Source organism: Paenibacillus anaericanus, from assembly GCF_003994475.1.
GTDB lineage: Bacteria > Bacillota > Bacilli > Paenibacillales > Paenibacillaceae > Fontibacillus > Fontibacillus anaericanus.
In genome coordinates this window covers 19,167-36,005 of sequence record NZ_RZNY01000024.1, presented here as the reverse complement: position 1 = coordinate 36,005, position 16,839 = coordinate 19,167, and the positions used below count along the sequence as shown (strand labels likewise).

Annotated in this window: 11 protein-coding genes and 1 pseudogene; 2 read left to right on the top strand and 10 right to left on the bottom strand. The window is 45.1% G+C overall.

Annotation, left to right across the window (positions count from 1 at the left end; all coding sequences use genetic code 11):
* Positions 1–46: 46 nt before the first annotated feature.
* From EJP82_RS21745 to uvrB, 8 genes and pseudogenes are all read right to left on the bottom strand, one after another.
* Positions 47–2,599, bottom strand: a complete 2,553-nt coding sequence (locus EJP82_RS21745) for a U32 family peptidase (protein WP_127194172.1) — start codon at positions 2,597–2,599, stop codon at positions 47–49.
* Between the two features lie 626 nt (positions 2,600–3,225).
* Positions 3,226–3,438 (bottom strand): hypothetical protein, encoded by a 213-nt coding sequence (locus EJP82_RS21740; RefSeq protein ID WP_127194171.1) that lies wholly within the window; start codon positions 3,436–3,438, stop codon positions 3,226–3,228.
* A gap of 220 nt (positions 3,439–3,658) precedes the next feature.
* On the bottom strand, positions 3,659–4,759 hold the full coding sequence (locus tag EJP82_RS21735) for a GerAB/ArcD/ProY family transporter (RefSeq protein WP_127194170.1): 1,101 nt from the start codon (positions 4,757–4,759) through the stop codon (positions 3,659–3,661).
* A gap of 34 nt (positions 4,760–4,793) precedes the next feature.
* The gene (locus EJP82_RS21730) at positions 4,794–4,997 is read right to left on the bottom strand and encodes a hypothetical protein (protein WP_127194169.1); all 204 of its coding nucleotides are present in this window, start codon (positions 4,995–4,997) and stop codon (positions 4,794–4,796) included.
* A gap of 2 nt (positions 4,998–4,999) precedes the next feature.
* Positions 5,000–6,157, bottom strand: a complete 1,158-nt coding sequence (locus EJP82_RS21725; protein ID WP_127194168.1) for a Ger(x)C family spore germination protein — start codon at positions 6,155–6,157, stop codon at positions 5,000–5,002.
* A pseudogene (locus EJP82_RS28515) lies at positions 6,154–7,616 on the bottom strand (spore germination protein). Before EJP82_RS28515 ends, EJP82_RS21725 begins: the two are co-directional and overlap by 4 nt.
* Before the next feature lie 355 nt (positions 7,617–7,971).
* Positions 7,972–10,830 (bottom strand): excinuclease ABC subunit UvrA, encoded by a 2,859-nt coding sequence (gene uvrA / locus EJP82_RS21715; protein ID WP_127194167.1) that lies wholly within the window; start codon positions 10,828–10,830, stop codon positions 7,972–7,974.
* Between the two features lie 239 nt (positions 10,831–11,069).
* Positions 11,070–13,064 carry an excinuclease ABC subunit UvrB gene (gene uvrB / locus EJP82_RS21710; protein WP_127194166.1) on the bottom strand — a complete coding sequence of 665 codons (1,995 nt, stop codon included), beginning with the start codon at positions 13,062–13,064 and terminating at the stop codon, positions 11,070–11,072.
* Between the two features lie 249 nt (positions 13,065–13,313).
* On the opposite strand from uvrB, the gene EJP82_RS21705 reads away from it, so the two are divergent.
* Both EJP82_RS21705 and EJP82_RS21700 read left to right on the top strand, forming a co-directional pair.
* The gene (locus EJP82_RS21705) at positions 13,314–14,096 is read left to right on the top strand and encodes a flagellar motor protein (protein WP_127194165.1); all 783 of its coding nucleotides are present in this window, start codon (positions 13,314–13,316) and stop codon (positions 14,094–14,096) included.
* Positions 14,093–14,911: a flagellar motor protein MotB gene (locus EJP82_RS21700; RefSeq protein ID WP_127194164.1), complete on the top strand. Its 819-nt coding sequence runs from the start codon at positions 14,093–14,095 to the stop codon at positions 14,909–14,911. The genes EJP82_RS21705 and EJP82_RS21700 overlap by 4 nt, the downstream gene beginning before the upstream one ends.
* A gap of 60 nt (positions 14,912–14,971) precedes the next feature.
* On the opposite strand, the gene EJP82_RS21695 is transcribed toward EJP82_RS21700, so the two are convergent.
* Positions 14,972–15,427, bottom strand: a complete 456-nt coding sequence (locus EJP82_RS21695; RefSeq protein WP_127194163.1) for a hypothetical protein — start codon at positions 15,425–15,427, stop codon at positions 14,972–14,974.
* Complete coding sequence (locus tag EJP82_RS21690) at positions 15,417–16,778, bottom strand: PDZ domain-containing protein (protein ID WP_170220270.1); 1,362 nt, start codon at positions 16,776–16,778, stop codon at positions 15,417–15,419. The genes EJP82_RS21695 and EJP82_RS21690 overlap by 11 nt, the downstream gene beginning before the upstream one ends.
* Between the last annotated feature and the right edge of the window lie 61 nt (positions 16,779–16,839).

The window sequence follows — 16,839 nt, the reverse complement described above, 5'->3', positions numbered from 1 at the left end:
GCAGTCCTATGAACATGATCGAGCGACGCCGATTGGCGCACCCTTGTTATTTCACTAATTGCCCACGCGTAACGCCAAGTTGGTTGGTCGCTTTAAGTGACTTCCATACCTGTGTTCCGCTAATCTCACCGCGTAGCGCACGAGTATACAGATCAATGACCTCATGTACCTGCTCTGGTGTCTCTTCCAGGAATTCTACCCGATATTTTGGCACACCAAGCTCAAGGAAGTGATTCAGATATTCTGCACCTGATTGCTCAATCGCGTTATACACGGTATTGCGACACCCTTCGTCTACTCGAACCGGATGAGACATTCCAATACGATCCTGCAGGGATACGCTGTGATCTTCACATGGACGTCCACAGTTTGTAAAGTCTGTTCCTTCACTAAGGAAGGTACAGTACACACAATGCTCCGTATGGAACATCGGTAAATGCTGATGGATAACGATCTCCACTGCAGAAGTCTGACTCTGACCCAGCAGATCAACCATCTGCTGAATATTGAGGTCATATGACGGTGTGATGAGATCACAGCCCGCTTCTAGGAACAACTCTGCCGCCTTGTGATTGGCGATGTTAAGCGAGAAGTCTCCGATAATTTGCGGATGCTTAGCATCTGGGTTCTCTTGGCGGTGCCGTAGATAGAAGTACAAGGCACCTGTGTTGCGTACTAGCACTGCGTCGGGTTCAAGACGCAGGATGTTGTTATGGTAGCCGTTCTCGCCTGGCATATGAATGCGCGGCGTCGCTAGCGCAATGGACTTGCCAGCTGCCCGTACGGCTTCCACCGCTGCCGGGAACTGCTTAATGAATTCGAAGTCGGCGTAGATCATTTCTACGCCAGCTTCGAGTGCAGCCTGCACCTGCGGCAGGCTGCGGCAGAGCGCGGTGAGCTTCGCCTCACCGCGAGCCACGGGCACGCGGCGCGGCATAGCATCCGCGCCGTCGCCCGCAGGCGCCCCGCTATGCGCGAGGGCGCCATCAAGCCCCTCCGCCCGTTTCACGTAAACGGGCGGTTTAGGCCGCTCGCCCGCCAGCAGTTCCACTGCGCGGCGGCGAATGCCGTTCAGCTCTCGCATCGGTAGGATTACGTCGCCATGCAGCTCCACATCCAGCTTCTCGAGCTGGAACACCGTACCGCCTAGACGGCCAAACTGCTCTTCGAGCAGGGCGTAGTCCATCGGCCGTTTCTGTGCGACTTCGAGCTCAAGCTCCGAGTCGACGCGTACCGTCGTTCCTTTCTGGGCATCAGTCCAGAAAGTCGAGAGCAGCCCACCTGCATGTCCAATTACCCGGACATGCACAGGGAACACCCGGTAAGGCTTGTCAATCTCATACGACTGACGAAGCCGCTTATCCAAAGCAGGGTCATTCGTCTTCCAGATACGATCGCCTACTTGAACACGGCGTAGATCAACATCATTGCGACCTGGCACAATGTCCACGATCCAACTCTCAGCCGCTTCGCCTTCCAGCTTCACACCCTTGCGCCGTAAATCGTAGATGCGGCCCCCTTCTTCCTTCTTCGTCGGGTCCCCCGCATCGAACACAATACCGTCGCCACGCTTCACTGGCGCCTCAATCTTACAGACAACACCATCACGAAGCACCTGTTCTACCACACCTAGATATACTCCACGGCTTTTGGGGAATGTTCCCTCCACCAATTGCTTATTGTTCGTTCCTTCAAGGAATCCGTGCGTAAAACCACGCGAGAAGCTCTGTTGAAGCTCACGAATTTCTTCCTTTGATGGCCGGACTCCATCTCCTTCGAAATAATTATCAATTGCCTTCCGATACTTACTCACGACATTAGCAACATATTCCGGGGTCTTCATCCGTCCTTCGATCTTGAAAGACGTTACTCCCGCTTCAATCAATTCAGGCATAATATCAATAGCGGCGAGGTCTTTAGGAGACAACAGATAAGCTATATCGCCCATCGGCTTCTGCACTCCATCCACCATGAGGTCATATGGAAGACGGCATGCCTGTGCGCATTCGCCGCGGTTCGCCGAACGTCCACCCCACATTTCCGATGTTAGACATTGACCGGAATAAGATACGCATAGAGCACCATGTACGAATACCTCCATCGGCAGCTTCGCCTGCGCTCCAATCTTCTCGATTTGCTTCAGGTTATTTTCACGTCCAAGTACAACCCGCTCCATCCCCCACGGCTTAGTAAACTCAACCGCTTCCGGCGAAGTAATCGTCATTTGCGTCGAACCATGAATCGGAAAGTCTGGTGACAGTTCTCTGATCAGCTTAACCAGACCTAAATCCTGTACAATCACCGCATCTACACCTGCATCGATACATGCTTCAATTAACTCTCCTGCATCTCGTAACTCATTCTCAAAAACGAGAATATTAAAGGTCAAAAACCCTTTCACTCCATAGCTGTGTAAAAAGGCCATAATCTCTGGCAACTCGTCCATCCGGAAATTGTTCGCCCGTGCACGAGCATTAAACTTCTCCACTCCAAAAAATACCGCATCTGCTCCATTGGCTACCGCAGCCCGCATACAATCCCAATCACCTGCGGGTGCAAGCAGTTCCACGTCTTGTCTTGTTAATGCTGTCTTACTCATTTATATCCTCCTAGATAAATCACTTGGATTCATCATTAAATTCTGTATTCATCTCTCTTAGAACTAACAACATCTAAAATCTGAGATTCCTATAACTTATCTATTTTATCAGACATCGGCCTCACACTCTAGCTTTATTCCCACGTATCCAGCGGAAAATATAAGCAAACATGGAATACCACAAAGTTACTCATTACCTTCATACATCTATATACTCTAGAGTTACTTAACAACTTCCATCCACCGCTACACTATTTAGTCACTCAGCAACTTCCAAACCACACATAGTTGTATAAAATACACCAAATTGGCTTCATCGATGAATTCGCTCACTTTAGTTGTACAACATACAGCTATTTCAAGCCAAACTGGAGACTTACTCGAACATGGGAAGTTTAAGTGTACTATTTGCAACTAATACTCGTGCAGCGTAGATTGAACCCATATTAAGTGTAACTAATGCAACTAAATAATTTTGGACACTATCCGGTGCTATCCAATGTACAGTTTCAGTTAGGTTATAAGTTAAACTGTGATCCTAAATACAAAATGGCAGGCCAATTACTTGGGCTGCCACCTTTTTGTTGCGAAATATAATTAATCATTAGTTGTGGCCATCAGATGATTTAACTGAACCAAGCCTTGATCATGATGACATCCGAGACCAAAAAAATGACCAAGCAAAGCATGCCGAATCCGATAGCAAACAGATTCTTCTTGGGACGCTCCATCAGTAGACGTACCACACCAATAAAAATAATCAGCGTAAACAATAACATAAAGATATCAAAGCCGTTATAGGTCGTTGTAGTCTCACCAGCTCCAGCGAGTAACCACATATCGAAGCCCCCTCTTTAATCAGCGGTTTATCACATCTTCTTCCATGTTATCTTCCTTCTGGATCGGATGCAATAGCAAGGACGAAAAAATATTGAAAATGTTGCCATATTGACGATAATTTCATTGTTTTTCTTCTCGAACAGTAATTTTTATCCTTGACATTGTCCAAGTCCATTCTTATCCGTGCTGATATTTGCTAACATTAGAGTGTCGTCGCTATTAAGCCACCGCCGTCTTATTCTTGTTTCTTCGAACTACAATTTCAGACCCAATCCACAATATCATCGGGATAATCACCTGAAAAGGGAAGGCATAGACTTTATAAATATGAAAGGCGAAGTACTGCATCCCCATAATATCTTTGAATATAAATACCGACAAATACACCATGATCAACCCCATCTGTAGGACAACGGAACGATAACTCTTTAGGTTAAATACTTTGGCAATTCCAATGCTGGCTACATATAAACACAAACTAACCTTGATGACCAGCGCTGTTACAAACGCTATCGCCGAGGAGCCTTCGATTCTTGTGAGAAAATCCCCTATATTGATCCGGCTCGTCGCCACATAAGATGGGAAGTACAAAGAGGTTATGATCTCAGGTCCCAGTACTAACATATTACGTAGGTAAACTAGAATAATAACTCCCCCTGAAATCAACACCCCACTTAGCATTACCCGATAGGCTGAGGCTCGATCCGGTAGGGAGTGAAAAGCGCCCAACAGCAATACAGTCTCAGCTAAAGGAAATGAGAATGAACTCATGGCATCGCTCAGTACGGCATTCCAACCGTTATCTAGCAACGGTAATAGATGATGATATTCAAAAAGGGGGAGCGAAAATATTTGTATGATAAAGAGCTCAAATAGCACAAACAGAACTAAGAACTTCGCACTTCTTCCGATCACTTCAATCCCTGCTCTTACTGCCCAAACACAGAGTAGCCCAATGCATAGCATAGGCACAATCATCGGCGTTGCAGTTAACGGGACCGTTTTACTGAATTCGCCAAAATTACGCAGCACAAGGGCTCCTAAATGTAGGGAATACCATATATATGAACAGGCTACTACTCTACCTGCTACCTTGCCAAAAACTGCAATCAACATATCGAAAATATTTTTACCAGGAAACAGAGCATGCAGTCTTGCGTAGATGCACACAAGCGGCACTGCCATTGTAATCGCAAGCAACAAAGAAACCCAAATGCTGTTGCCGGATAGACCTGCACCTCCCATGAACAATGAACTGCTGATCATAAACATGATCGTTATGCTAGTGTACTGGCCACCCGTAATCGTCTCTTTACTCATGAAAGGTCACCTTCTTTCTTGGTATTCATTCATTCTAGTGAAGTTGCTTGACCCAGCCTTCAATTAATGGGGTAGGACTGGGAATATCCCACTTCATCGTCAGTGAAAAGGCGATCACAAACGAAAGCAAGCACAGGGCAGAACATACATAAAAGTCACGTTTCAATCCCTGTTTCAGCAGACCATACGGATCAATCAAAACAATGAAAGCATAAAGAAACACAATTAATACAGCCATTTTTAATCACCTATTCTAATTGATCTTGAAGTTCTAGCGCTGTTATCAATCATAACCTTCGATTGAACCGTAAACTTTAACTTGCTAAATTCATTTTCCCATGTGTCATCCATCTCTTTCCACGTTTTAGGCAACTGTTCATGAATAATCTCTCCAAACCCAAAAATATCGCTACGATACTCCTGCTGTACTTTATAAATTACCTTCAAGATATTTTTTTCGAGTTCTTCCTCAGCACGTTGTTCAATTGCCTTCTGGCTCTGGAAATCTGACAATCCGTTTGAAGACATGACCTCATCCAGACCCGTATGAGTCACGGTGTTAATCTGAATCTGGATCCCCTCATTAGTCAATAAAGGCTTTATTTTAGTCTCATTCGATATAATTTCTAATGAGAAAGTTGGTATACCCGTCTCATCATTCACAGGTAGTACACCTCCCTTTATATCATTTTTGGCAAACAGCATATATTTGCTTTCTTCCTCGCTGAGAGTGCCCACCATTCGATCTTTACTAAAAACAGCGGTTCCGTTGACTCGCTCACTGCTAGTCGTATCATTTTGGTGAATATAAACTAGCGGTGCTATTGCGCACTTCCCACGAGACTCCAACTTATCGATAAAATCCCATATCTCCACAGTCGGAGCTGAGCTAACATACTTCTCATCCCGCATCATTTGCGCCAACTCAAAGGAAGTGATTGACTCCATTGTGCTTTGAAGATCAAGAATCTCCCGGGCTGTTTTCTCCTTGGATACAAAAATAAATACATCAGCTCTCGTTTCCGTATCTCTCGTGTACCAATCAATAAATCTAATCACCCCGTCACTCCGGGCAACCTCCTCGCTGATAATAATCACTTTGGCATGACTCCAGAATAATTTCTTGCCTGTCATTGATATCATGTTTCTGACAATCTCAAACATCGTGTCTCCTGTAAGGCTAATCGTCTTGTAGCCTGCCTGCGTCTGCTTTGTCCCCCCTTTTGTGTCAATCAGTTCTACTGTTAATAACAATTTTCCATCTGCCGGGTTCTTATCAATTGCCACACCTGCCACAATGGACAAATCATCAACTTCAACGTAATTCCAGCAACCTGAAATCGCAACTAGCGAAAACAGTACTATTAGTATCTGCAGCAAACGTTTCACCTGTATCATCGATGATGTCCCTTGTTCTTAGATGACTTTCTCTTCATATTCCTCGCCCCTATGACCACCGGACGCAAGTACATGTCCCACCACGGAACCCGGATCACTGTATCCTTTATATCCTGAGGACGAATCGAACCTACGCCAATCATATAAGACACCCCAAATGAACGAAGACTCATCAAATGAACTACCAAACCAAGCAGCCCTAAGAAATACCCATATATGCCTAATAGAAAGGCCAGTATCAGTAATAAAACCCTGATTATTATTAAAGGACCCGTAATTTTGGGGTTTAGTAGTGTTGTTATCCCCGTAAGACCGACTACAATAACCATAGGAGCACTGACGATTCGAGCATCCACGGCCGCCTGTCCTAGAACTAAAGCACCCACAATACTGACAGCCTGTCCTACGTTGCTTGGTATTCTGGAACCCGCCTCCCGCAGGATCTCGAATACGGTCAACATCAGCAGCGCTTCTACTATTGTTGGAAATGGTACGTCCATCCTCGCCTTCGCAATGCTGAGCAGGAGCTGTGTGGGTACCATTTCCGACTGTAAGTAACCAATGCAACATATACAGCTGGGATACTAAAGGACAAGAATGCCCCAAAGATCCTTAACAACCGGTTAAAAGAGGCAAAATAATAGTTCATGTAATAGTCTTCGCTGGTTTGAAAATTCTCCACAAACACATAAGGGAGAGTTAGGGCAAAAGGACTCCCCTCGATAAGTAGCGCAATTCTACCCTCCATGAGCTTACCAACCACCGTATCAGGGCGCTCTGTGCTTCCAATCGTTTCGAAGGGGGAGTAGGGCTCATCCCGAATTAATTCCGAAATATAACCCGTATCCAGAATATGATCAATTTCAACCCGCTTCAGCCGACCTTGCAGTTCCTTAAGAATATCTGGCGAGGCCAAGCTTTCCATATAGCAGAGGCAGGTTTGTGTTTTACTGCGAGTTCCTACCTCAAGGAATATAAACTTCAAGTCAGAATCATGTATTCTCCGCCTTATAAGCGTCAGGTTAACTTGCATTGATTCGGTAAACCCTTCACGAGATCCCCTGTTCGCTTTTTCCGTCATCGGATCGGTTATAGCCCTAATCTCCCAGCCTTGTGCACTAATGTTAAGTGCGCCGGAATAGCCGTCCAGTAGAAATACGGTTTTCCCCGATATAATCGCAGCGATTATTTCTTCCAGATCCGTAGAGTCAGCTACATCACTAACATTCAAAACTTGCTTTCTGATTTTATCCATCAGCTCAGCTGTACCACTTCGTTCCGATTCATCAAACTGATAGCTAGTTATAGGTTTTATAACACCCTCACTAATCTGGTTCCTATCAATCATTCCGTCAATATAAATTAGGCCACAGCGAATACTGCTACACTGTGCATTCTCAATTATTCTTATTCTAAGTGTGCCATCATTGCTGAATATTTGCCGAAACAGGGCTAACATTTCGTCCAAAGAACTACTAAGAGAATAAGTAGATAATGAGGTCTCGTTGGCCGGACTGGTTCCACCGCTTTCAGTCTCCTGGTTTTTCACTGTGGTCACTCCTACCTAATAGCTTTTGATGAGAGTATCCCCCGTCTCTCTTTCTCCTATTCGCCAAAATTATACTTTGAAGGAAGACTAACTCTGTTGCCCTGTTTAGATTAAATTATCCGCTACATTATTTTCACCTACACAAAAAAAAACGCCCAATGCTGCTTGCTCGCAACATCAGACGTTCATGTTTAATTTAACTGTGTTTCTTCTGTTCTTGGCCAATTAACCTCTAGTCACTTTGACCTTCTAGTCTTCCGTTTCTCTAACCGAGTACCTTCATTTCTTCGGTACGTTTCGTATCCCGCTCCAGAACCGGCGCCAAGTATTGCCCAGTGTACGACTCTGCCACCTTCACAATGTCCTCTGGCGTCCCCGTTGCAAGGATCGTTCCGCCTCTGCTTCCGCCTTCCGGACCCAGATCAATAAGATAATCCGCTGTCTTGATGACATCCAAATTATGCTCGATAACCAGTACCGTTTCGCCAGAATCCACCAAGCGATGTAATACTTTGAGTAGTCTGTCGATATCATCGACATGTAGCCCTGTTGTTGGTTCATCTAGAATATAAATCGTCTTGCCCGTACTGCGACGATACAACTCAGAAGCTAGTTTCACACGCTGTGCTTCCCCGCCAGATAACGTCGTAGCTGGCTGTCCGAGATTAATATAACCAAGCCCTACATCCAATAACGTTTCAAGTTTGCGGTGAATCTTCGGAATGTTCTGGAAGAACTCAGTCGCTGCCTCTACAGTCATCTCTAACACATCGGCGATACTCTTATTCTTATATTTAACCTCTAACGTTTCTCTGTTATATCGTTTACCTTTACAAATTTCACATGGTACGTAGACATCCGGTAGGAAGTGCATCTCAATCTTGAGAATACCATCGCCACGGCAAGCCTCACAACGGCCTCCCTTAATGTTAAAACTGAACCGCCCTTTCTTATAACCACGCACCTTTGCCTCATTTGTATTGGAGAATAGATCACGGATATCATCAAATACTCCAGTATACGTTGCTGGGTTAGAACGTGGTGTACGACCGATCGGCGACTGATCAATATCAACGACCTTCTCGATATGTTCCAAACCTTTGATCTCCCGATATTGTCCTGGACGAACCTTAGCTCGGTTAAGGTCACGTGCTAATGTTTTATATAAAATTTCATTCACTAATGTCGATTTACCTGAGCCAGACACACCTGTTACGGCAGTAAAGACACCAATTGGGAACTTAACGTTGATGTTCTTAAGATTATTCTCCTTGGCTCCCTTGACCTCCAACCAGCGATCATCAGGTTTACGCCGAACATCGCTAACCGGAATGAACTTCTTCCCGCTTAAATATTGTCCAGTTAACGAGTTTGGATTATCCATGACTTCTTGCGGTGTGCCCTGTGCAACTACATACCCACCATGTATACCAGCTCCCGGCCCTATATCGATGATATAGTCGGCAGCTAACATCGTATCCTCATCATGTTCAACAACAATTAGAGTGTTACCAATGTCACGCATATGCCCCAGCGTTTCAATCAATCGATCGTTATCCCGCTGGTGCAGACCGATACTTGGCTCATCCAAGATATACAAGACGCCCATCAAACTGGAACCTATTTGCGTCGCTAGACGAATCCGTTGGGCTTCCCCCCCAGACAACGAGCCCGCAGCACGACTTAACGTTAAATAATCTAGCCCGACATTAACAAGAAAACCTAGCCGGCTATTTATTTCCTTAAGAATCATATTGGCGATTGTCATTTCTTTGTCGCTCAATCGTAGACCATTAAAGAAATCCCTCGCTTCCCCAATGGACAGAGAAGTCACATACGCTATGTTCTCGTTGTTAATAGTGACAGCTAGAACTTCTTTCTTCAAGCGATTTCCTTTGCAGCTACTACAAGGTTTAGAACCCATAAACCCCTCAATAAATTCCCTTATACCATCTGAACTCGTCTCACGATAACGCCGTTCTAGGTTAGGGATAATTCCTTCAAAGGTAACATAAGCATCTTTGCTCATTCCAAAATCATTCTGATAACGAAAGCGTACCTTAGTGCTTCCTGTACCATGCAGCAACTTGTCCATCTGCTCTTTGGTAAGCTCAGATACCGGAACATCCTGCGGTATATCAAAATGCTCACAAACCGATCTCAAAAATTGTGGATAGTAATTGGAGGTGCTACCTGCCCAAGCTTCAAATGCTCCTTGTTCAATACTCTTATCTGGATTCGGGATTAACAGGTCAGGGTCAATAACCATCTTCGCCCCTAATCCATCGCATTCCTGGCAGGCTCCAAATGGGCTATTAAAGGAGAACATCCGTGGGGACAATTCATCCATGCTAAAGCCGCAAATCGGACAAGCAAAGTTAGAACTGAAGCGCAGCTCTTCTTGACCTATAATGTCGACAAGTAATTGACCACCTGACATCTTCAGAGCTGTTTCGATGGAATCGGAAAGCCGACTCCGAACATCCTCTTTCACTACAATGCGATCAACTATAACTTCAATCGAATGTTTCTTATTCTTCTCTAGTTCAATATTCTCCGAAAGATCACGTTGCTCCCCATTTACACGAACACGAACGAAACCCTGTTTGGAGATTTCGTTAAAAAGGCTCTTATGCTCACCCTTTTTCCCCGATATAACAGGAGCTAATATTTGCAGTCTGGTTTTCTCAGGATATTGCATAATACGGTCGGCCATCTGCTCAACTGTCTGAGAGGTAATTTCAACACCATGCTCTGGACAGTGAGGATGCCCCACCCGGGCAAACAACAACCGTAAATAATCATAGATTTCCGTAACGGTCCCGACCGTAGATCGTGGATTACGGCTTGTCGTCTTCTGGTCAATGGAAATTGCCGGGGACAATCCTTCAATAGAATCCACGTCCGGCTTTTCCATTTGTCCTAGAAACTGGCGAGCATATGCGGAGAGTGATTCCACATAACGCCGTTGCCCCTCAGCATAAATCGTATCAAAGGCGAGTGACGATTTACCTGAGCCACTAAGCCCTGTTAGCACAACAAATCGATCGCGGGGAATGGTGATATCAATATTCTTCAAATTATGCGCTCTTGCGCCCTTTATGACGATATTCTCAATGGCCACTTCGGTTTCATCTCCTTGAAACTATATAAATTGAACTATCGATTGTGATAGGTTGCGATATCGAAATGTTCTTACGATCACTGTTGTCCCCGAATTTCTTCATTGAACTTTATACAAGGGTGAAATTCGGGGACAAAGGTGAACGCTTCGCTTCTTCAGAATCATTTCGTTCTCTCCACATTTTCACTTTCTTTATTTCAATTTATATATCTCTCTTATTATAAAATTAGTCGTAAATATCATTCTGCCTTGAGCTCCATGATCGCGTCACGCAGTTCGGCGGCGCGCTCAAATTGCAAGTTCTTGGCTGCTTCTTTCATATCGGCTTCCATACGCTTGATGACGGTCTCGCGATCTCGCTTAGACATTTTACCTTTAGCCGCACCTGTCAGATAATCGCTCTTGCTTTCAGCAACCTTAGTAGCCTCAATAACATCACGTATCTTCTTGCGGATCGTTTGTGGCGTAATCCCATGGCGTTCGTTATAAGCCATTTGCGTGTTACGACGGCGTTCCGTTTCATTAATGGCTTTGGCCATGGAATCGGTTATCTTATCGCCATAGAGGAGTACACGTCCATCCGAGTTTCGAGCCGCCCGACCGATCGTCTGGATCAGTGAACGTTCTGAACGGAGAAATCCTTCCTTATCCGCATCCAGAATCGCCACGAGTGATACCTCCGGAAGATCCAGACCCTCTCGCAGTAGATTGATCCCGATAAGAACATGAAAGGTTCCAAGTCGTAGATCACGTAAAATACTCATCCGTTCCAGCGTCTTGATATCCGAGTGAAGGTAGCGCACCTTAATGCCAATCTCCTTCAGATAATCAGTGAGATCTTCGGACATTTTCTTCGTCAACGTTGTAACGAGAACCCGCTCGTCCTTCTCAATCCTATCGCGAATTTCTCCGATTAAATCGTCGATTTGTCCCTTTGTCGGACGGACCTCAATGATCGGATCCAGCAATCCTGTAGGCCGGATGATCTGCTGGACCATCGTATCACAATGTTCGATTTCATAAGGGCCAGGCGTAGCCGAAACAAAAATCAACTGATCTGCCTTCTCCTCAAATTCCTCGAACTTAAGCGGACGATTATCAAGTGCGGATGGTAGACGGAAGCCATGCTCTACAAGCATGGTCTTCCGCGCTTGGTCACCGTTATACATCGCCCGGATTTGCGGTAACGTTACATGCGACTCATCGATGACAATCAAGAAATCATCAGGGAAGTAATCCATCAAGGTATAAGGTGTTGCACCCCGTTCACGGAATGTTAAAGGTCCGGAATAATTCTCAATCCCTGAGCAGAAGCCAACTTCCTTCATCATTTCAATATCATAACGTGTGCGTTGCTCTAAACGCTGGGCTTCAAGTAGCTTACCTTTGGACCGAAATACTTCTAACTGTTCTTCTAATTCTCGCTCAATATTGACCAATGCCATCCGCATCGTCTCTTCCTGCGTTACAAAGTGAGATGCTGGGAAAATAGCCACATGTTCACGTTCCCCAACCAATTCACCAGTCAATACATCAATCTCGGTTATTCGTTCAATCTCGTCGCCGAAAAATTCCACTCTGATTGCTTGCTCCCCTTTGGAAGCCGGGAAAATTTCCAATACATCGCCACGTACACGGAATGTACCCCGTACAAAGTTTAGATCGTTACGCTGATATTGAATTTCGACAAGACGGGCCAAAATCTGATTCCGCGGCTTCTCCATACCTACTCTCAGGGACAAGACCATATTACCGTATTCAGTAGGAGAACCTAGGCCGTAAATACACGATACACTCGCTACAATGATGACATCCCGTCGCTCGAACAGAGAACTTGTCGCGGAGTGTCGCAGTTTATCTATTTCTTCATTAATGCTGGAATCTTTCTCGATGTACGTGTCAGAAGAAGGGATATAGGCTTCCGGTTGATAGTAATCGTAGTAACTGACAAAATAATCAACCGAATTATTAGGAAAGAAGTCCTTGAACTCGCTCGCAAGTTGCGCGGCCAGTGTCTTATTATGAGCAATAACGAGGGTAGGTCTGCCAAGCCTGGCAATGGTTTGAGCAATCGTGAACGTCTTCCCGGTGCCTGTAGCACCTAGCAAGGTTTGATTCCTCTTTCCTGCCTTCACGCCTTCCACCAACTGTTCTATCGCTGTCGGCTGATCACCTTGAGGTGTGAAATCTGAGACTAGTTCAAATTTATTATCACTATAGACAATTTCGCTCATTGTCCAACATCACCCTTATCGTCTAAAATGAAATACTAGAGAGTTACTTTGAAAAAAGAAGACTACTACCTTACATATATACTAAGTAGTTCTCTCATCTATATTAACCTGATTCCAGGTAGTTAATTACTTGCCACAACCTACATTCATTCCTTAAACTGTAAAACGAGAATGAGTGTTCCCATCAATTATACTGTTTTCATTCCATGGATGCAAATGGTAAGTAAAGAATAGGAGTTGTACATAATTATGGACATATCGACAATACTCGGCTTAATTATTGGTTTGGTCGCACTCATAGGCGGATTTCTTTGGGATGGCGGCGAAGTAGGTGGACTTATGCAGATAACGGCTGCCTTAATCGTATTCGGCGGAACAACCGCCGCAGTCATGATCAGCTTCCCAATGTCCAGACTAAAGAAGATTCCTCAAGCCTTGGTGTTAGCATTTACATCTAACGACAAGAATTCTAACGGCTTAATTGAAGACATTCTTAGTATGTCCAACATTGCACGACGGGAAGGCGTACTGTCTCTGGAGAAAAAGTCAGCACTTCATCAAGATGCATTTCTCCGCGATGGCATTCAACTTGTCGTGGATGGAACCGATCAGGACATGGTGAAACAAATTATGGAGTATGAAGTATTCGCAGTTGAGAATAAATATGAGAACTACGCTAAAATATTTGAATCGGCCGGAGGATATGCCCCGACGATGGGAATCATCGGCACGGTTATGGGTCTTATCCACGTCCTAGGTAGTTTGACTGAGCCTACGGGGCTTGGGCCATCCATTGCACTGGCTTTTACGGCGACATTGTATGGGGTTGCTAGTGCCAATCTTATTTTCCTTCCGATTGCCTCCAAAATAAAAGCACGTGGTGAAGATGAAATAAATCGAATGGAGATGATGATAGAAGGTGTCCTTTCGATCCAGAATGGGGATCATCCGATATTAATTCGCCGAAAATTGGAATCCTTTATCATAGATAACTCTAGAAAACTCCCAGCAACTGAGGAGAACGAGGCATGAGATCGCGGAACCGGCAGCGCAGACAGAACAAACCTGATACAAGGGACCGCTGGATGATAACCTATGCCGACCTTATAACGTTGTTGCTCATCTTCTTCGTTATTATGTTTGCCATGAGCCGGCTGGATATCGAGAAATATGAGACGATTACACAATCACTTCAGCTCACCTTCAAGAGTGGAGATTCTTTGCTAGAGAAGGGCAACGGTATTCTAGGGACCGCTGATCCATATACTCAAGTGAATCCACCTGCAACATCCGGGAAGGACGATGAAGGCGATAAGAGTAGCGATGTAAAAGCTGATACACCCGCTCCGATGACCGAGCGAGAGTTAGCCTTCCGGGAACAGGAAGAAGAACTCCTTAATTTAATGAATATGATCCAACAATATATTAAGGACAATAAACTAGAGGATCAAATTCATGTGTCTGATCTTCCAAAGGGTATCTCCATCACGTTAAGCGATCGTTTTCTATTCGATGTCGGTAGGGCTGACTTGAAGGAAGACTCCGCTAAGACCTTGGCCAAGCTTGCTAGTCTATTCCGCACGCTAGATACCATCGTTAGTATTGAGGGACACACAGATAGTGTTCCCGTTGGCGAAGCTTCCAAGTTCAAAGACAATTGGGAGCTATCCGGTGCAAGAGCACTTTCTGTTCTCCGCTACTTCATTGATCAAGAGGACCTCGATCCTGCTGGATTCCAGTATGCAGGATACGCCGATACCCGACCGACTGGGGACAACGACACCGCTGATGGCAGACAGAAAAACCGGCGTGTAGAAATCACGGTACTAAGACAGCTTCAGCAGTAGCGTATAACAAACAAAGCTGCATTCTCAACTGGGAGATGCAGCTTTGTTATATATCTTGAGCTATATAATAACTTCCGGAGCACGTAGCTTTAAGGTAAGCTCCTTGCCATTCATCACTTCTTTGGACTCTGCGACAATCCAGTTTGCGGCCAAACGCTGATGGATCACCTCGGCTTGTTGTTCATTAACTAACAATCCCTCAATAATCCCTTCCCCGACTTGAAAATCACGTTCACTATCTTGTCCCAAAAATTTTTCTAGCCAAATCTTAAGTCCGTTTCTCGTATTAAACGTGATTCGGTATCCCCCAGCAATAGCCTCAGCTAGTTTCTCTCCGTGCTCTACTGAGTAAGTAAAGAGGTCCGTGTAATTGTAATGCTCCTCTTTCACTTGTTCAAAAGCGGATATGTCATTCGATTGGACCGCATGAAGGAGGCTTTGCTCCGACATTCCGGCTCGTTTGGCATGCTCTATTAAGATAGCCGTATGCTGTGATAATCTGATTTCAGTACTCATGCTTCTCAGCTCCCTCATGTATGCTCTCTATATATTGTTCTACAACTTGCTCTTGAGATTTCGTACTAGTAGAAGCACGATATCCTCCACTACTGCCACTAACACCACGCTTAGGATTTAGCAGTTGTAGCAGTGATAGCGGCCGCAACTTCACGGCAGATATCGTCTTCTCATCCGGTGCCAAAATTGCGCCGAGCAGATGATGCTCACCGGCATAAATGGCACGCTGGAGGTATTTACTCTCGCCAGCAAGATTCAGCACCTCTAGCTTACAGAATGCCGGATTAATCCGCAACGCTGCATGTAGCTCTTCCTGCGATGGAACCGGAACGCCGTTTACTTTGATGATTGTTTCACCTATTATGATGCCGAGTTCTTCAGCAGGACTCCCTGGCAGAACAGCGAGTACCTTCAGCCCACCCTTCGGATTAACAAACAGTGGACTATGCTGTTGTTCCTCTATACGACTCAGCCATGTAAGTCCCTCATGAAGTATAATGGCAACTAGTGCAGTTAGGAGTATCAGCGGATTCCACCAAGCAGACAATATGGCCAATACAAGTATAATCAAACCATACCCGAGAATGCGACCCGAAGTTATCCGAGATTTTGTCTCGGGTAACAACCCCGTTGTCATTTCCGAGAATCCGATCATAATTGGCAACGCGAGGACGCTGAATCCACCTTGCCAAGCATCGCCGCCAAAGAGTGGTGCCCATGGCAGGATATCCCCAGCAGTTTGTGCCGGTATGAACATGAACAAGGGAATAGCCCAGAGATTCTGCATCTGATAACCGCCCACCATTCTTCCCCGCTTACCTTCAAAAAATAGCGGTCCGGCAGACTTAGCCCCCTGCCATCTGATGAGTAGTCCTTCAGCTAAATGTACTATTGCAACCAGACATAATAATACTGGCATGTTCAATTCGCGAACAATTCGAACGATCTCTCCAATCCACTGCGCACCCTCGAATGAAGGAAATAAGTTCAGGATAAATTGAGCGACCCCAAGTAGACCAACGGAATAAGCCAAACATAAATATCGAACACGAATGAGAAGTAACACTAAGGTTACGGCCCAAATACAAATGATACCTTCCATAGTAAGCGTCATGCCCACGAACGCAAATACGACGGATACCCCTATCCCTGCCAGCAAGCCACCAATAACCGTACGCCATGTTTGACCTAACCAGCTTTGCAGACGTACATGGAATAACTTCCGCTCTAGGAGAAACTGCCTTCGATACATCAGCATAATCAGAATAATTGAAATATAATAAAACGGCTGCAAGAAAAGCTGCCCAACTGCCTCCGCTAAATTCCATAACCCTTCTAAAAGAATACTCAAAAGGTCCTTCACTCCCCATCTTGAAATTCTCACGACCGAAATCATGTGTCAGGAACCAATA